Origin of the sequence: Azoarcus sp. KH32C (genome assembly GCF_000349945.1) — a bacterium.
GTDB lineage: Bacteria > Pseudomonadota > Gammaproteobacteria > Burkholderiales > Rhodocyclaceae > Aromatoleum.
Window position 1 is genome coordinate 3,476,779 of sequence record NC_020516.1, and the last position, 16,572, is coordinate 3,493,350.

16 protein-coding genes are annotated in these 16,572 nt (G+C 62.7%); 2 read left to right on the forward strand and 14 right to left on the reverse strand.

The annotated features are described in order from the left end of the window. Positions 1-10: 10 nt before the first annotated feature. Together AZKH_RS15335 and AZKH_RS15340 are read left to right on the forward strand one after the other, a co-directional pair. Positions 11-505, forward strand: a complete 495-nt coding sequence (locus AZKH_RS15335) for a peptidylprolyl isomerase (RefSeq protein WP_015436703.1) — start codon at positions 11-13, stop codon at positions 503-505. A 37-nt stretch (positions 506-542) separates the two neighbouring features. Further along, complete coding sequence (locus tag AZKH_RS15340) at positions 543-1,271, forward strand: UDP-2,3-diacylglucosamine diphosphatase (protein WP_015436704.1); 729 nt, start codon at positions 543-545, stop codon at positions 1,269-1,271. Between the two features lie 186 nt (positions 1,272-1,457). Here AZKH_RS15340 and purF read toward each other — a convergent pair whose 3' ends face one another. The 14 genes from purF to leuD form a co-directional block, all read right to left on the reverse strand. Further along, entirely contained in the window at positions 1,458-2,984 is a 1,527-nt protein-coding gene (gene purF, locus AZKH_RS15345; protein ID WP_015436705.1) for an amidophosphoribosyltransferase, read from the reverse strand. Between the two features lie 10 nt (positions 2,985-2,994). Then, positions 2,995-3,486: a CvpA family protein gene (locus tag AZKH_RS15350; protein ID WP_015436706.1), complete on the reverse strand. Its 492-nt coding sequence runs from the start codon at positions 3,484-3,486 to the stop codon at positions 2,995-2,997. Between the two features lie 19 nt (positions 3,487-3,505). Next, the gene (locus tag AZKH_RS15355; protein WP_015436707.1) at positions 3,506-4,294 is read right to left on the reverse strand and encodes an SPOR domain-containing protein; all 789 of its coding nucleotides are present in this window, start codon (positions 4,292-4,294) and stop codon (positions 3,506-3,508) included. Positions 4,295-4,302: 8 nt separating this feature from the next. Continuing rightward, on the reverse strand, positions 4,303-5,580 hold the full coding sequence (gene folC / locus AZKH_RS15360) for a bifunctional tetrahydrofolate synthase/dihydrofolate synthase (RefSeq protein WP_015436708.1): 1,278 nt from the start codon (positions 5,578-5,580) through the stop codon (positions 4,303-4,305). A 17-nt stretch (positions 5,581-5,597) separates the two neighbouring features. After that, positions 5,598-6,467 (reverse strand): acetyl-CoA carboxylase, carboxyltransferase subunit beta, encoded by an 870-nt coding sequence (accD, locus tag AZKH_RS15365; protein ID WP_015436709.1) that lies wholly within the window; start codon positions 6,465-6,467, stop codon positions 5,598-5,600. Then, complete coding sequence (trpA, locus tag AZKH_RS15370; RefSeq protein ID WP_041656253.1) at positions 6,464-7,279, reverse strand: tryptophan synthase subunit alpha; 816 nt, start codon at positions 7,277-7,279, stop codon at positions 6,464-6,466. The genes accD and trpA overlap by 4 nt, the downstream gene beginning before the upstream one ends. 41 nt (positions 7,280-7,320) lie before the next feature. Further along, positions 7,321-8,532, reverse strand: a complete 1,212-nt coding sequence (gene trpB / locus AZKH_RS15375) for a tryptophan synthase subunit beta (protein ID WP_015436711.1) — start codon at positions 8,530-8,532, stop codon at positions 7,321-7,323. Beyond that, positions 8,519-9,142, reverse strand: a complete 624-nt coding sequence (locus AZKH_RS15380; RefSeq protein ID WP_015436712.1) for a phosphoribosylanthranilate isomerase — start codon at positions 9,140-9,142, stop codon at positions 8,519-8,521. Before AZKH_RS15380 ends, trpB begins: the two co-directional genes overlap by 14 nt. Continuing rightward, on the reverse strand, positions 9,143-9,937 hold the full coding sequence (truA, locus tag AZKH_RS15385) for a tRNA pseudouridine(38-40) synthase TruA (protein WP_015436713.1): 795 nt from the start codon (positions 9,935-9,937) through the stop codon (positions 9,143-9,145). Next, positions 9,934-10,533: an energy-coupling factor transporter transmembrane protein EcfT gene (locus AZKH_RS15390; protein WP_231874418.1), complete on the reverse strand. Its 600-nt coding sequence runs from the start codon at positions 10,531-10,533 to the stop codon at positions 9,934-9,936. The genes truA and AZKH_RS15390 overlap by 4 nt, the downstream gene beginning before the upstream one ends. Positions 10,534-10,616: 83 nt before the next feature. Then, entirely contained in the window at positions 10,617-13,427 is a 2,811-nt protein-coding gene (locus AZKH_RS15395) for a FimV/HubP family polar landmark protein (RefSeq protein WP_015436715.1), read from the reverse strand. A 237-nt stretch (positions 13,428-13,664) separates the two neighbouring features. Beyond that, a complete protein-coding gene (gene asd, locus AZKH_RS15400; RefSeq protein WP_015436716.1) occupies positions 13,665-14,798 on the reverse strand; it encodes an aspartate-semialdehyde dehydrogenase in 1,134 nt (377 codons plus the stop codon). Positions 14,799-14,827: 29 nt separating this feature from the next. Next, the gene (gene leuB / locus AZKH_RS15405; protein ID WP_015436717.1) at positions 14,828-15,880 is read right to left on the reverse strand and encodes a 3-isopropylmalate dehydrogenase; all 1,053 of its coding nucleotides are present in this window, start codon (positions 15,878-15,880) and stop codon (positions 14,828-14,830) included. A 37-nt stretch (positions 15,881-15,917) separates the two neighbouring features. Beyond that, the gene (gene leuD, locus AZKH_RS15410; protein WP_015436718.1) at positions 15,918-16,556 is read right to left on the reverse strand and encodes a 3-isopropylmalate dehydratase small subunit; all 639 of its coding nucleotides are present in this window, start codon (positions 16,554-16,556) and stop codon (positions 15,918-15,920) included. Between the last annotated feature and the right edge of the window lie 16 nt (positions 16,557-16,572).

Below are 16,572 nucleotides of genomic sequence, written 5' to 3' on the forward strand. Positions count from 1 at the left end.
GGAGACAGTCATGGCAGTCAAGCTGCACACCAACTTCGGAATCATCACTCTCGAACTCGATGCCGACAAGGCTCCAGTGACGGTTCAGAACTTTCTCGATTACGTCAGCGCCGGTCACTACGACAACACCGTATTCCACCGCGTCATCAACGGCTTCATGATCCAGGGCGGCGGCTTCGAGCCTGGCATGAAGCAAAAGCCGACCGGCGAACAGATCAAGAACGAGGCTGACAACGGCCTGAAGAACAAGAAGGGTACGATCGCCATGGCCCGCACCCAGGCCCCTCACTCGGCGACCGCCCAGTTCTTCATCAACGTCGCTGACAACGATTTCCTCGACTTCCGGTCGCCGGACATCCAAGGCTGGGGGTATTGCGTATTCGGCCGCGTCACCGAGGGCATGGACGTCGTAGACGCGATCCGGGCGGTGCGCACCGGCTCCAGCGGCTTTCATCAGGACGTCCCGGTCGAGGACGTGCTGATCCAACGCGCCGAAATCATCTAAGCAACGTTTCAACGGATCGCCATCGCTTGGTCATCTCATGACGGTCCTGTTCATCTCCGACCTTCATCTATCGGAGCAAGAGCCCGGCAACGTCCGGGCTTTTCTATCCTTCCTCGGTTCGACGGCCCGAGACGCAGAAGCGCTCTACATCCTCGGCGACCTCTTTGAGTACTGGGCAGGCGACGACGACGAAACACCGCTCAGTCACGCCGTCGGTACGGCATTGGCAACCCTGAGGACGCAAGGGATTCGCATCGGATTCATCCCCGGCAACCGCGATTTCCTGCTCGGGGCGACCTTCGCTGCTTCAGCGGGAATGGAGATACTGCCCGATCCGACGACGATCCGTCTGGGCGATCAGGATGTACTCCTCAGCCACGGTGATGCGCTCTGCACCGACGACGCTGCTTATCAGAATTATCGCCAGATGGTACGCACACCTGACTGGCAAATGTCCTTCCTGCAACGCCCCCTCGCCGAAAGACGCCAGCTCATCGAACAGCTGCGACAACACAGCGAACAGGCGAAACAGGAAAAGTCCATGGAAATCATGGACGTCAATTCGACGGCAGTTGAAAACCTGCTACGCGCGAAAGGCTATCCGACCTTGATCCACGGACACACCCACCGTCCCGCCGTGCATATCCATGAGGTGGATGGGCACCGCTGCGAACGATGGGTACTCTCGGACTGGCATTCGGAAGCCACATACCTCGAGTGGGCCGGAGAAGCGTTCCGCCTTCACGTTCCAAGGAAGCCGGCCTGACCGACGTCGGCACCGCCGGCACCGCCGGCACGGTGCAAGCTTCTTACACGTTCATTCTGCGAGCAAGATCAGCCTGCAAGAACTTTGGCCCGCCGCAATCTGCAGCGGGCCTTCGGCAATCCGACCTTAGCGTACGCGCGAGCCAAAGCCGGCTCGTGCTGCGCTTACCAATCCGCCCCTTGCCGATCAGTTGTCGTGATTCGCCAGAAGGTTCAGATCGAGCTGCCCGTCCTCGCCGTCTTCCTGGCTGCCCTTGCTTTGACCCCGCTGGTTCTCGACCCCGTGGAGGTACTCGGCAGTAATGTCGCCGGTCACATAGCAGCCGTCAAAACAGGAGGTCTCGAAGAAGTTGATCGAAGGATTGACAGCACGCACCGCGGCCTTGAGATCGTCCAGATCCTGGTAGATCAGCCCGTCGGCGCCGATTTCGCGGCAAATCTCGTCCTCGTCACGACCCGCTGCAATCAACTCGGAACGGGTTGGCATGTCGATGCCGTAGACGTTCGCGTAGCGAACTGGAGGAGCCGCAGACGCCAGATAAACCTTTTCGGCACCCGCTTCCCGCGCCATCAACACGATCTCGCGACTGGTCGTCCCGCGGACGATCGAATCGTCGACAAGCAGAACCCGCTTGCCCTTGAACTCCTGGGAAATAGTGTTGAGCTTCTGCCGCACCGATTTCCGGCGAACAGCCTGCCCCGGCATGATGAAGGTACGGCCGATGTAGCGATTCTTCACGAAACCTTCGCGGTACGGCAAATTCAGCTTGTGCGCCATCTCCATCGCCGACGGACGGCTTGAGTCCGGGATCGGAATGACCACGTCGATACCGGCATGGGGCAACACCCGCTTCAGCTTGTCGGCGAGGAATTCCCCCATCTTGACGCGCGATTCGTAGACCGAGACGCCGTCGATCACCGAATCCGGCCGGGCCAGATAGACGAACTCGAACATGCACGGTGCCTCGACGGTGCGGTCGGCGCACTGCCGGCTGCGGAAATTGCCGTCGGTGTCGATCAGGATCGCCTCACCCGGGGCCACATCCCGAAGCATGCGGAAGCCAAGCACGTCCATCGCCACCGACTCGGACGCCACCAACCATTCATGCTTGCCGCCAACGTCGTTGCGGCCGATCGCCAGCGGCCGGATACCGTAGGGATCACGGAAGGCCAGCAGGCCGTAGCCCGCGATCATCACGACTGCGGCATACGCGCCGCGACAGCGGCGATGCACACCCGCGACGGCGCGGAACACAGCGTCGTCGTCGAGCTTGAAACCCTTGGCCGCCGCTTGCAGCTCATGGGCCAGCACGTTGAGCAGCACTTCGGAGTCGGAATTCGTGTTGATGTGCCGCAGGTCCGAAAGGAACATCTCACGCTTGAGTTCCTCCGAATTCGTCAGGTTGCCGTTATGCGCGAGCAGGAGCCCAAACGGCGAATTGACGTAGAACGGCTGGGCCTCGGCCGGATTGCAGGCCGAACCGGCAGTCGGGTAGCGAACGTGCCCGATGCCCCAGTTGCCGACGAGGTTGCGCATGTTGCGGGTCCTGAACGCATCCCGCACCAGACCGGAGCCCTTGTGCATGTAGAAGCGCCCATCGTCTGACGTAGCGATACCCGCCGCATCCTGGCCCCGATGCTGAAGCACCAGAAGACCGTCGTAGAGCAACTGATTGACCGGCGAGGTTGCAACAACCCCAATGATTCCGCACATGGAAGGACACCTATCTGAAACGAATCCGAGTGGCTACCGCTTCCGGTAACCACGGCTTGGCGGCCACGACCGCCGTCTCCAATGGAGGCGCGAACATCGCATTGGCCCACCAGGGCTCTCGTGCGATACCGACGAGTCCTCCAAGCAATACAACCGCTACAGCAATCGCTATTCCGCGCGCCAGCCCGAACAAGGCGCCGAAGAACCGATCCGCGGCACCCAAGCCGACCGCCTTGAGCAATTCACGCAGCAGAAAACGCAAGAACGCCGCGAGCAAGAGAACCGCTACGAATACCAGCGCAAACGCCGCGATCTGCCGCCATACGGGTTCCATGACGAACCCCGTCAGCAGCCCCGCAACCTGCGCCGAAAAACGCCACGCCGCCAATGCCGCGACCACCCACGCGAGCATCGAAATCACCTCGCTGACCAGCCCGCGCCACATGCCTACTGCAGCCGACAACGCCAAGCTGGTCAGGAATACGTAGTCGAATACTGTCATCGGCACATCTATTCGGGCGTCAGCGCGGCATCACTGTGCCGCCCATCCCGCTCGCCTTCGCGCGCTGCGCCGCCTTATCGGCTTCGTCGCGACCTCTGAACGGGCCGAGACGCACACGAGTCATCGCACCGACTTTTTCAGTGTAGGCCGCAAAGCCGTGTTTCTTCAGGTCCGTGGCGATCGATGCGGCCTTTGCAGCATCGGAAAACGCGCCGATCTGAACAACGAAGGCATCACCCGTCGCGGCAGCCGGGGCAGCAGCTGCCGGCGCCTTGCCTTCGAGGATATCCTTGGCTCGCGCACCTTCTTCATGGGTCGGCGCACGAGACTGAACGGCAATCTTCGGCGTCTCTGGTTTCGGAAGTTCGAGTTTGGCCGCTTCGGGCTTTGAAGGTTCCGGTTTATGCAGTTCCGGCTTGGCTGCCGACTCCGGTTTCACTGCCGGAGGTCTGGACGGCGAAGCCTCGACCACCTTAGCAGGCGGATTCGCCCCGGGGGCCTGACGCACAGGCGCTGCTTCGACAGCCTCGCGCGGAGTGTCCGAAGGTAGCGGGCCGGGCGGTTGCTCTTCCGGTGCCGGGGCGATTTGCGGTTCGGCAGCAGAAGTCTGACGATTGGCGCTCGGGCGCACGACCCCGCTGTCGGAATCGCGCTCGGGAATCGACACCTGGATATCCTGCACCGCGGTAATCGGCTCCTGATCCATGACCATCGGCAGCACGATCGCGGCAAGCAGCGCCAGCGCGGCCGCACCGACCAATCTTCGCCGCGATCGCTTCTTGAGTTCGACGTTATCGATTTCGGCCACGCGAAACCTCAGTGACGGGGACCGCGGAGGGTATCGAGAACGTCCGCGACCGTCAGGAATGATCCAAAGACGACGATTCTATCACCCTCCTGGGCGCATTGTTTCGCTTCGGAGAACGCCTCGGCCGGTCGATCGAAGCACCGGACATCGCCTTTCACACCCGCAGCCCGCATCCGCTCGGCGAGCGCATCGGCAGTCAGACCGCGCGATCCGGGCAAGGACGTGACGAGCCAGTGGTCGACACGATCCTGGATCAAACGAACGACGCCTTCCACATCCTTGTCTGCGAGCATCCCCAACACCGCCCACGTCTCAGGGAAGAATCCCATGTTCGAGAGGTTTTCGGACAGCACGCCGGCGGCCTGAGGGTTGTGGGCGACATCAAGAACTACCGACGGCTTTCCGGGGAGAACCTGGAACCGCCCGGGGAGTTCGACGAGCATCATCCCCTGGCGCACCGCCTGCATCGACACCGGAATCCGATTGCGGAGAGTCTCCAGGGCCATCATTACAGCCGATGCATTCAGCAATTGGTTGGCACCGCGCAAGGCCGGATACGCGAGACCGCCACGACGCGTTCCGCTCCGGCTCCACCAGACCCACTGCGTCCGATCGCCGGAGAACCCGAAATCCTCGGTGACAAGGCGCAAGTCGGCCCGGATCTCGCGCGCGTGGGCGACCAGCGACGCTGGCGGCAGCGGGTCCGAACAGATCGCGGGACGCTCCGATCGAAAGATCCCCGCCTTCTCGAAACCGATCTTCTCGCGCGTATCTCCGAGGTAGTCCATGTGATCCATAGCCACACCGGTGACGATTGCGCAGTCGGGATCGATCGCATTGACGGCGTCGAGCCGTCCGCCAAGGCCAACCTCGAGAATCAGTACGTCAAGCGGTTCCCGACAGAAGCAATGCCACGCCGCGAGCGTACCATGTTCGAAATAGGTCAGCGGCACCGCCCCGCGCACAGCCTCGACCGCGGCGAAGCCCTCAACAAGACGCTCGTCGGACAGTTCCACCCCATTGATGCGGACGCGTTCGTTGTAGCGCACGAGATGCGGGGATGTATAGCAGCCGACGCGGTAGCCGGCAGCCAGCAGGATCGCCTCGAGCATTGCGCAGGTCGACCCCTTGCCGTTCGTCCCGCCGACCGTGATGACCACGGCGTCGCTGACTGACTTGAGTGCATCCCGCACTTGCAGGACGCGCTCCAAACCGAGCTGGATGAACTGCGCATGCCTGCTTTCAAGCAGTTCGAGCCAACCGCTCAACGTATCAGGAAATTCCATGTGACGCGATGAAAAGATCAGACGCCGATCGCAGGCTGCCGCGTCAGCAGCGTAAGAACCTGAGCCAGCTTCGCGCGCATTTCGCGCCGATCGACGATCATGTCGATCGCCCCCTTCTCGAGCAGAAACTCGGATCGCTGGAAGCCCTCAGGCAGCGTTTCACGCACGGTCTGCTCGATCACGCGCGGCCCGGCAAAGCCGATCAGCGCGCCCGGCTCGGCGATCACTACGTCGCCCATGAACGCAAAGCTCGCGGACACTCCCCCCATCGTCGGATCGGTAAGGATCGTCAGGAAAGGCAGCTTGCGCTGCGTCAGTTGCGTCAGGACCGCGGTCGTCTTCGCCATCTGCATCAGCGAGAACAAACCTTCCTGCATCCGTGCTCCACCCGTTGCCGTGATGCAGATGAAAGGCAGGCGTTGCTCCAATGCGGCTTTCGCCCCCCGCACGAAGCGTTCGCCGACGACGGAGCCCATGGAGCCGCCGAGAAATTCGAACTCGAAACACGCGACCACCACCGGCACGGTAAGGATGGAACCTTGCATGACGACCATCGCGTCGGCTTCGCCCGTGTCGTCGATCGCGGTGGAGAGGCGTTCGGTATAGCGGCGCGAATCCTTGAACTTGAGCGGATCGACCGGAAGCACCTCGTTCCCGATTTCGAAGCGCCCCTCGGCATCGAGCAGAAGATCGAGGCGTGCCCGCGCGCGCAGGCGCTGATGGTGACCACACTTGGGGCAAACGCTCTGATTGCTTTCAAGATCGGAACGATAAAGCACCGCCTCACAGGCGGGACACTTGCTCCACAGGCCTTCCGGAATGGACTTGCGTGCTGCGGATTCCGCCCGCTTGATCTTGGGCGGCAGAAGTTTCTGAAGCCAACTCATCGCGGCGCTCCCTGAATCTGATCGAGTGCGGAACGGATACCGCTCACGAACGAGCGCACGTTTTCAACCGCCTGGTCCCGCGGACTTTTTTCGATTTCTTCGATGATCCGACTGCCGATCACCACCGCATCGGCCACCTCGCCAATCCGGCGTGCCGATTCGGCATCCCGGATTCCAAACCCGACGCCGACCGGCATCCCTACCCGGGCACGGATGTGCGGCAGACGTGCCGCCACCTCGTCAAAGTCGAGCGCCGCCGAGCCGGTCACCCCCTTCAGCGACACGTAGTAGATGTAGCCACTGCCAGCGCGGGCAACGTCGTCGAAACGCTGCTCGGTCGAGGTCGGGGCCAGCAGGAAGATCGGATCGAGTCCAGCCTTTCGCACTGCCGCCGAGAACGCCTCGCACTCCTCCGGCGGATAGTCGACAACGAGCACGCCGTCGACTCCCGCGTCGCGGGCAGCTTCGACGAAACGCTCGACGCCCATCGCCTCAATCGGGTTGGCGTATCCCATCAAGACGACCGGCGTCACCTGGTTCCCACCCCGGAATGCGCTCACAACCTCGAGCACTTTGCGGAGGTTCATGCCATTCGCCAGGGCGCGCTCCGATGCGCGCTGGATGGTCGGCCCATCGGCCATCGGATCCGAAAACGGCACGCCAAGCTCGATGATGTCCGCCCCCCCTTCGACGAGTGCCTGCATCAAGGGCAGGGTCAAATCGGGCGCCGGATCTCCGGCGGTGATGAACGGAATCAGCGCCCGCCGCCCGTTGGCCTGCAAACGCTGAAATACTGACTGGATTCTTGACATAGGGATTTCGCACAGGCGCGGGCCGCAGCGGCCCGCGGAAATCAGAACTGGATGCCGGAACGCTCGGCGACCGTATGCATGTCCTTGTCGCCACGACCGGACAGATTGACCAGCAGAACCTTGTCGCGAGGCAAGGTCGGCGCAAGCTTTGCCGCATAGGCCAGCGCGTGGGACGACTCCAGCGCCGGGATGATGCCTTCCAGGCGGCACAGATCGTGGAACGCCTTCAGCGCCTCGGCATCGGTCACCCCAACGTATTCGGCCCGTTCGCTGTCCTTCAGCCACGCATGCTCGGGACCGACGCCCGGATAGTCGAGACCGGCGGAAATCGAATGCGTCTCGATGATCTGGCCGTCGTCATCCTGCAGCAGATAGGTGCGGTTGCCGTGAAGCACGCCCGGCCGACCGGCCGTCAGGCTGGCCGCATGATGACCGGTCTCGACACCTTCGCCGGCCGCCTCGACGCCGACGAGGCGCACGCCGGCAATGTCGATGTAGGGATAGAAGATCCCCATGGCGTTCGAACCGCCACCGACGCAGGCAATCACATAGTCCGGCTGGCGCCCCACCATCTCAGGCATCTGTGTGAGGCACTCGGTACCGATCACGGCCTGGAAATCACGCACCATCATCGGGTACGGATGGGGACCGGCGACGGTTCCGATGATGTAGAAGGTGTCGTGGATGTTGGTCACCCAATCGCGCATCGCCTCATTGAGCGCGTCCTTCAGCGTCTTGGAGCCCGATTCGACCGGAACGACACGTGCGCCGAGCAGCTTCATCCGATAGACGTTGGCGGCCTGGCGCTTGATGTCTTCGGCGCCCATGTAGACGACGCATTCCATGCCGTAGCGGGCGGCCACGGTCGCCGTCGCGACCCCATGCTGCCCGGCTCCGGTTTCGGCAATCACGCGCGGCTTGCCCATATAGCGGGCAACCAGCGCCTGGCCGATGCAGTTGTTTACCTTGTGCGCGCCGGTATGGTTGAGATCCTCGCGCTTCAGGTAGATCTGCGCGCCGCCCAGCAATTCGGACCAGCGGCGTGCGTGGTAGACGGGGCTCGGACGACCGACATAGTGTTTGAGTTCGTACTCGAACTCCGCCACGAATGCCGGATTCTGCCGGCATGTGTCATACGCAGCCTTGAGTTCCTCAAGCGCCGGGATCAGCGTCTCTGCGACAAACACCCCGCCGTAAGGACCGAAATGACCGCTCGAGTCGGGAAACTGGTAAGGCTTGTCAGCCATCTGCATGTCGAACTCCAGCGATGAATGCGGCGATCAGCGCCGCATCCTTGATGCCCTTGCCCGTTTCCACGCCACTGGACACGTCGACCGCCCAAGGCCTGACGCGGCGCACTGCCTCGCCGACATTGTCGGGATCGAGACCGCCGGACAGGATTAGACGCTTGCCGAGATCAGCGGGAATCAGGGACCAATCGAATACCTTGCCCCCGCCGCCGTAGCCCTCGACGAATGCATCGAGAAGAAGGCCAGCCGCCGATGGGTAGCAAGCCGAGAATTCTACCAGATCGACCCCCGGACGTACGCGCGCCGCCTTGATCCAGGGTCTACCGTAGCGGGCACAGTCGGCCTCAGGCTCGTCCCCGTGAAATTGCAGCAACTGAAGAGGCACGTGCCGCAGTGCATCTTCTACGAACGAGGGCTCGGGATTCACGAAAAGCCCCACCGTCGTGACAAATGGCGGAATCACCGCCGCAAGCTCGGCAGCGCGCTCGAACGAGACGAAGCGCGGGCTGGGCGGATAGAACACCAGCCCGATCGCATCGGCGCCGGCCTCGACGGCGGCGACAACATCGTCGACGCGAGTCAGGCCGCAGATCTTTACTCGGGTCCTGGTCACTCAAGAAAGTGGGATACGCGGGACCGCGATGATACGCCCTTCATTGGGCAGGGGCCAGTGCGGCTGGTACTCGACGCCACACAGATACAGGCCGTCTGCCGGAAAGGTCGGCGCAGCATGGACCCTGTCCCGCGCATGAAGCAACTCTTCCACCCAGGCGGGAGGGTAAGTGCCTTTCCCGACGTACACGAGGGCACCGACAAGGTTTCTAACCATGTGGTGCAAGAAAGCGTTGGCCCAGAAATCGAAAATCACGTATTCGCCTTGGCGATGAACGCGCGCTTCATGCATCACCTTGAGCGGCGATTTGGCTTGGCATCCGGCAGCACGGAAAGAGGAGAAGTCATGGAGGCCTTCCAGCCGCGCGGCGGCATCGCTCATTGCATGTTCATTGAGCGGCAGATGAAACCAGCCGACTCGGCCAGAAAGGATGGCCGGCCTTACAGGCGCGTTGTGAAGCACGTACCGGTAGCGGCGGGAAACGGCGCTGAAACGCGCATGAAAGGTCTCACTCACCTCCGCCGCCCAGCGAACGGCGACGCTCCGCGGCAGCTTGTTATTGACGCCGCGCACCCATGCCCCAAGGGGCCGCACCACCGACACGTCGAAATGCGCGACCTGCGCCGTCGCATGGACGCCCGCATCGGTGCGTCCGGCGCAGTGCAGGCGCACTGACTGCCCTGCTATCCCGGCCAGGGCCGCTTCCAGATGATCCTGGACGGTCAACGCGTTGGCCTGGCTTTGCCAACCGCGAAACGCATCCCCGGCGTACTCGACTCCCAGCGCGATCCTCATGCCCGGAATTCCAGGAGGGCAAGGAGGACCACACCGACAAGGACTGCAATCGTCAACTGACCGTAGCCGAGCGGTTCCCGAACGATCGAGATCGATGTCGCGCCCTTGTGATGTAGCGGCGTGGTGTCGTCTTCCAGCCACGAACGCCAGCCCCCCGAAGGCGTTGCCTCAACGTAGCTCAGTACCAGCATCAGGCGCACCGCAAGCCGGTCGGCCGGAAGACCGACCCGCTCGAAGGGATGAAACAAGGCATACAGGCCTCCGACCAACCGCGGCACGGAGAGATACTCAAGTAGGCCTGCGACGCACAGCACCACGCCGACCAGACGCCCCAGGTGATCCGCTGCCAAGGCAAGCCCTTCGCGGGTGGGACTCAGGACTGGAAGCGCGGCCCAGAGCGACTCGCCAGGAGTGAACCAGGCAAAGAAAATCACAAGCGCAAGCACCAGGAAGCGGATTCTCCGCAACAATCGAAAGCTGCGTTCTTTGGCGAAACGAAACGCGAGAAGGCTCCCGGCGACAACTGACACAATCAGCCAGGTCGGCGAAACAAACTGCAGGGCCGCCACCCCTGCAATCCAAGAAGCGATCAGCAAACCTGCATGCATCAAAACAAGGGCCGTCCGGTTGCCCCGACGGCCTTCCAACTCCTCAGTTACGCAGAATGGGCGGAATGGATTCAGCCGAGACGACCGAGCAATTCGGCCGCTGCCTGCCGCTGTTCGGCGGATCCTTCGCGCTGCACTTCTTCGAGCAGTTCTCGCGCGCCCTCGCTATCACCCATTTCTTCGTAGGCTCGCGCCAACTCGAGCTTGGTGTTGACCTCCTCGAGCACATCGGCGGGAATCCCTTCATCGCCGGACAAAGGCCCAACTCCCCCCGTCGCCAGCGCAACCTCCTCGAACTTGGGAGACGCGAGCGTCTCCGACTGCGCGATGGCTTCCGCCGGCGCTTCAAGTTCCAGATCGATACTTGAAAGATCGATCGCCGGGCCCGACGCAATCCCGCTCACCGGCGCGACTTCACCGGCATCCTCGAGATTGAAGTCGAAATCCAGCAAGCTACTGTCAAAGCTGGTCTTTTCGAGATCGACAGGCTCAGACGCCGACGTCAGGCTTTCCTCTCCACCGACGACGGTTGCATCCAGGTTGAACTCTCGCGCTTCTTCCTCATCGACCGCGACCGTTGGCGTCGCGACACCGAGATCGAACTCCAGCCCCTGATCGGCCGCCGCAAATTCGAGCCCCTCGCCAATCACCGTTTCGTTGAGCTGCGCGCTTTCCGCTTCCCGTTCCGGAGCCTTCGTCACCTCAACAGGCGTTTCAGCCGACGCTCCCGCGATATCCAGGTCGAGCTCGAATTCGCCGCCATTCAACTCCGGCACCTCTGGCAACGGCGACGACTGAGCGTCACCGAGGCCCAAGCCTGCATCGAGATCGAAATCGAGCGCATTCGAGTCGATCTCGGGCAAGGCTTCGAGTTCGACTTCATCCGCGGGAAGCGGCTCGGAAGGTTCCGACGTTGGCAGGAAAGGCGCCTCATCCGCTCGCTGCGTCGCAGCGTCGAACGACGGACCGCCAAAGTCCATGGCCGGCGCCTCGGCCGCCGCCAGAGCGCCCCCTGCGAGGGCCCCGGCTGCCACCCCACCCAGTGCGGACGCGGCCGCCCGTCCGACCGGGGTGGCGCCGCGGTACAAGGGATTGTCCGGGTCAATTCGGCGACCCATTTCCGCCGCCTTTGCCCATTCCGGACCTTCGCCACCGGTACGGCCATACAAGTCCGTGGCCGTTGTCTCGAACGCTTTGGCATTGTTGCGCTGGGCGTAGATTTCCAGCAACTTTACGTAGATCGCCAGACGCGCTCCATCGGTCTTCAAGGCGTCGAGCAGAATCTCTTCTGCCTGGGCGTCCCGCCCGTAAGCCATATACACGTCGGCTTCGGCCACCGGATCGACGCCTTCATCGGTGTCGATCGCGGACAGCCCCGACTGGCTGAAATCAGTGTGAAGTACGCTGCTTTCACCGGTATTGACGCTCTGCCCCCCCGTCTTGCCAAAGACCGAGTTGGTCTCGACGGGGAATTCGCTCGCCGGCGCAGCCCCAGCCGATGCCGCCTGCTGGCGGCGCTGGCGCACCTTCAGGCCGGCATAGGCGAGGAGCAGCGCGAGAACACCGCCTCCACCTGCCAGCATCGACGGATTGTCCAGCAGGCTCTGCAGAAAGCTAGGCTCTTCTGTCGTTACAGGGGGCGTTGCAGGAACCGGAGGTTTCGGTGCCGGCTTCGGCGCCTCGGCGGGAGGCGTCGTCGGTACAGCGGCAGGTGGAGCCGCTTCGGCAGGCTTCTCGGGCGCAGGTGCGCTGGGGGCAGCAGGCGATGCCGCGCCGCTCGGTCCCTGCTGCTGCATCTGCGCAAGCCCTTGATTACGCACTTCGATCAACTGCTGCATCTTGCGGATGCTGTCCTCGAGTGCCACGAGACGGCTATTCGCCTCGTCAAGCGCCTTTCCTCGTGCGGTCACCTCTTCTTCGAGCGCCTGAAGGCGCGCCAACCGCGCATCCTCCACGTTGCCCTTTGCCGGAGCGGCGGATCCCGCCCCACCCGACACCTTGACCTGGTCGCCGGAAGCCGAGTGCGCGGACTCACTAACCTTCGGCACGATAGAACCCGCGTCGCCTCGCGACGGCGCCTGTTCCGCGGCCGCAGGCCGGGACGCCACCGTCGACGCCAACGTACGGCGATAAGACTGAAAATCAGCCGACTGCGTCAGCACTTCGCGGCGAGCCTGGCCAGGATCGATCGCGCGAACTTCTGTCTCAGGCGGCACGTTGAGAATCGCGCCGGCACGGAGTCGATTGACGTTGCCATCATCGAACGCCCCCGGATTCGCGCGGAATAACGCCAACAGCATCTGTTCGAGACTCGTCCCGGACGGCCGGTTCGATTCCGCGATGCGTCGCAAGGTGTCGCCGCGCTGGACACGGTAACGATCGCCGCCCGAACCTTCACGGTCTGCGGCTGGAGTCACGGCCGCTGCAGGCCGCGCGCTACTGGACGCTGCCGCCGGACGTGCGGCAACGGGAGCCGGCAGCTGCGCGGCAACCGGCACCGGATCGAGCAGGAAGGTGTATTCCCGCACCATCCGGCCTGCGGACCAATTCAGCTCAAGCAGCAGCTCGACGAAGGGCTCGCTGAAGGGCCGATCACTCGAAATCTTAACGACGGACCGGGCTCCACGACGCTCCACCGCGAAGCGCAGCGATGCGATTGCCGGCGAGTACTGCAAGCTCGCCTGCTTGAACGCATCGGCCGGCGCCACGTTTGCCGACATCGACTGCAGCTCTTCCGCCGTTGCATTCAACTCGATTTCGGCCCGGAGCGGCTGCCCGATACCGCTGAAAACATGGATCGAACCGAGTCCGGCGGCATGGCTGCCAAAGGGAAGCATTGCGATCGCGGTCGCGATCAGTGAGGCCTTGATCGATGTTTTCATGGTTGTCATATCATCCGCACCCTAGCATGGGCAGCAAACTGCGTGGATTTTGGACGTGGCGGATCGGTCCGTGCAAACGGCATGCCGGGCAATCTAGCATTTTGTTTAAATTTGCGCAGCAATTCTTTAATTGCCAACGCAATTTGCTGGCGATCCACCGGCCGAGCCCGGAGCCGAAGGCGCGTATCGCCAAACCACGGGGAAGGCGTCAGGCCCTCCCCGTGCGTCTGCTCGACCTCAGCGGTCAAGCAAGATCCGCAGCATGCGACGCAGGGGTTCGGCGGCGCCCCACAGCAGTTGATCGCCAACGGTGAAGGCGCCTAGGTATTCCGGCCCCATCGCCATTTTGTGCAGGCGGCCGACGGGGACCGTCAGCGTGCCGGTAACGGCAGTCGGGGTCAGCTCACGTTCGCTGATTTCGCGCTGATTCGGCACGACCTTCACCCAGTCGTTCGCACCGGCGATGATGTCGCTGACCTCGTCGAGCGGAACGTCCTTGCGCAGCTTGATCGTCAGCCCCTGGGAATGGCAGCGCATTGCGCCGATGCGCACGCAAAGGCCGTCGATCGGGATGCTGCCCGGCGAACGGAAGGCCGGCTTGCCGAGGATCTTGTTGCACTCGGCGCCGCCCTTCCACTCTTCCTTGGACTGACCATTGTCGACGGGCACGTCGATCCACGGAATCAGGCTGCCGGCGAGCGGCACGCCGCGGAAGTTCTTCACGGGGAAATCAGCCGAGCGCATGGTTTCCGCAACCTTGCGATCGATGTCGAGGATGGCCGAGGCCGGATCGGCCAGCTCGGTCTTCACGGCATCGTGGAGCGTGCCCATCTGCGACAGCAGTTCACGCATGTTCTGCGCGCCGGCGCCCGAAGCGGCTTGGTAGGTCATTGCCGACACCCATTCGACGAGGTCGTGCTTGAAAAGACCACCGAGGCCCATGAGCATCAGCGAGACGGTGCAGTTGCCGCCGATCCAGTCACGGCCGCCCTTCGCCAGCGCGTCCTTGATGACGTGCATGTTCACCGGATCGAGGACGATCACGGCATTGTCTTCCATACGCAGCGCACTCGCAGCGTCGATCCAGTGCCCCTTCCAGCCGGCCGCGCGCAGCTGCGGATAGACGGCCTTCGTGTAATCGCCGCCCTGGCAGGTGATGATGATATCCATCTGCTTGAGCACGTCGACGTTGGACGCATCCTGCAGCGGAAGCGGAGCTTCCTTGCCGCCGAACGCCGGGGCCTTGCCCCCCGCCGCCGAGGTGGAGAAGTACACCGGTTCGATGTGGGCGAAGTCACCCTCTTCCACCATGCGCTGCATTAGCACGGAACCGACCATGCCACGCCAACCGACCAGACCTACCTTGTTCATTTGCCTTACCTCGAATTACAAGAAATCTCTTAGAGCGCCGCCAGGACGGCATCTCCCATCTGCCGCGTCCCGACCCGGCTCGTTCCCGGCTCGTAGATGTCGCCGGTCCGATACCCTTGAGCCAGCACTTTTTTGACGGCAGTTTCGATCCGAACTGCCGCTTCTTCGTTGTTGAAGGTATAGCGGAGCATCATCGCCGCGGACAGGATCGTCGCCAGCGGATTCGCGACACCCTTGCCAGCGATATCCGGCGCCGAACCATGGGACGGTTCGTAGAGGCCCTTGTTGTTGGCGTCCAGCGAAGCCGACGGCAGCATGCCGATCGACCCCGTGAGCATCGAGGCCTCGTCCGACAGGATGTCGCCGAACATGTTGCCGGTCACCATCACGTCGAACTGCTTCGGTGCACGCACGAGCTGCATTGCGGCGTTGTCGACGAGCATGTGGGAGAGCTCGACGTCCGGATATTCGGGCGCAAGCTCGATCATGACGTCGCGCCAGAGCTGCGTCGTCTCTAGCACGTTCATCTTGTCGACCGAGCACAGGCGCTTGTTGCGCTTGCGAGCGGCATCGAACGCCACACGTCCGATGCGGCGGATTTCCGACTCCGTGTAATGCATCGTGTTGAAGCCGTAACGCTCGCCGTCCCGCAGTTCGATGCCGCGGGGCTGACCGAAGTAGATGTCGCCTGTGAGTTCGCGCACGATCAGGATGTCCAGGCCGGCCACGATCTCGGGTTTCAGGGTCGATGCATTGGCCAGCTCCGGATAGAGGATCGCCGGACGCAGGTTGGCAAACAGACCGAGGTCCTTGCGGATGCCGAGCAGGCCGCGTTCGGGGCGCTGCTCTCGCGGCAGCGAGTCCCACTTGGGACCGCCGACCGCCCCGAGCAGAACGGCATCGGCCTCGCGCGCGAGCTTGCGCGTCGCCTCCGGGTAGGGATCGCCCGTCGCATCGACTGCGGCGCCGCCCAGAAGCCCTTCTTCGAACTCGAATTTCAGGTCCAGCGCATCGATGACACGGAGGGCCTCGGCCATGATTTCCGGACCGATTCCGTCGCCCGGCAGAACGCAAATCTTCATCAGCTATCGTCTCCTGGTAAGCCTTGCGCCGAGGGCGTCAGGCAAAGTAGTACGGGTGTTGGGCTCGACGTTGCTCTTCGAACGCGCGGATCTTGTCGGCATGGCGCAACGTCAGTCCGATATCATCCCAGCCATTGAGCAGGCATTCCTTACGGAAGGCATCGACCTCGAACGGCATCACCCGTCCGCTCGGAGAGGTAATGGTCTGGGCTGCCAGATCGACAGTAAGCCGATAACCTTCATTCGCTTCGCACTCGCGGAACAGATCGTCAACCTGGGCCGCAGGCAGCACGATCGGCAGCAGACCGTTCTTGAAGCAGTTATTGAAGAAGATGTCGGCAAAGCTCGGGCCGATCAGGACACGAAAACCGTAGTCTTCGAGCGCCCACGGCGCGTGCTCGCGCGAGCTGCCGCAGCCGAAGTTGTCGCGCGTGAGTAGGACCTGCGCGCCGGCGTAGCGCGGCTGATTGAGCACGAAGTCAGCATTTTTCGGCCGGTTCGTGCAGTCCTGGCCCGGTTCGCCGTGGTCGGTATAGCGCCATTCGTCGAACAGGTTCGGACCGAAGCCGCTGCGCTTGATCGACTTCAGGAACTGCTTCGGGATGATGGCATCGGTATCGACGTTGGCACGATCCAGCGGCGCCACCAGGCCATCGAGTACGGAAAACGGGTTCATTCTCTCTGTATCCCCC

What these genes read in the sequence shown, in the direction of transcription:
- AZKH_RS15395 (WP_015436715.1), bottom strand. Translation starts at nt 13,427, where the DNA reads ATGAAAACATCGATCAAGGCCTCACTGATCGCGACCGCGATCGCAATG.
- leuB (WP_015436717.1), bottom strand. Translation starts at nt 15,880, where the DNA reads ATGAAGATTTGCGTTCTGCCGGGCGACGGAATCGGTCCGGAAATCATG.
- purF (WP_015436705.1), bottom strand. Translation starts at nt 2,984, where the DNA reads ATGTGCGGAATCATTGGGGTTGTTGCAACCTCGCCGGTCAATCAGTTG.
- leuD (WP_015436718.1), bottom strand. Translation starts at nt 16,556, where the DNA reads ATGAACCCGTTTTCCGTACTCGATGGCCTGGTGGCGCCGCTGGATCGT.
- AZKH_RS15350 (WP_015436706.1), bottom strand. Translation starts at nt 3,486, where the DNA reads ATGACAGTATTCGACTACGTATTCCTGACCAGCTTGGCGTTGTCGGCT.
- AZKH_RS15340 (WP_015436704.1), top strand. Translation starts at nt 543, where the DNA reads ATGACGGTCCTGTTCATCTCCGACCTTCATCTATCGGAGCAAGAGCCC.
- trpB (WP_015436711.1), bottom strand. Translation starts at nt 8,532, where the DNA reads ATGCAGATGGCTGACAAGCCTTACCAGTTTCCCGACTCGAGCGGTCAT.
- folC (WP_015436708.1), bottom strand. Translation starts at nt 5,580, where the DNA reads ATGGAATTTCCTGATACGTTGAGCGGTTGGCTCGAACTGCTTGAAAGC.
- AZKH_RS15335 (WP_015436703.1), top strand. Translation starts at nt 11, where the DNA reads ATGGCAGTCAAGCTGCACACCAACTTCGGAATCATCACTCTCGAACTC.
- asd (WP_015436716.1), bottom strand. Translation starts at nt 14,798, where the DNA reads ATGAACAAGGTAGGTCTGGTCGGTTGGCGTGGCATGGTCGGTTCCGTG.
- trpA (WP_041656253.1), bottom strand. Translation starts at nt 7,279, where the DNA reads ATGTCAAGAATCCAGTCAGTATTTCAGCGTTTGCAGGCCAACGGGCGG.
- truA (WP_015436713.1), bottom strand. Translation starts at nt 9,937, where the DNA reads ATGAGGATCGCGCTGGGAGTCGAGTACGCCGGGGATGCGTTTCGCGGT.
- accD (WP_015436709.1), bottom strand. Translation starts at nt 6,467, where the DNA reads ATGAGTTGGCTTCAGAAACTTCTGCCGCCCAAGATCAAGCGGGCGGAA.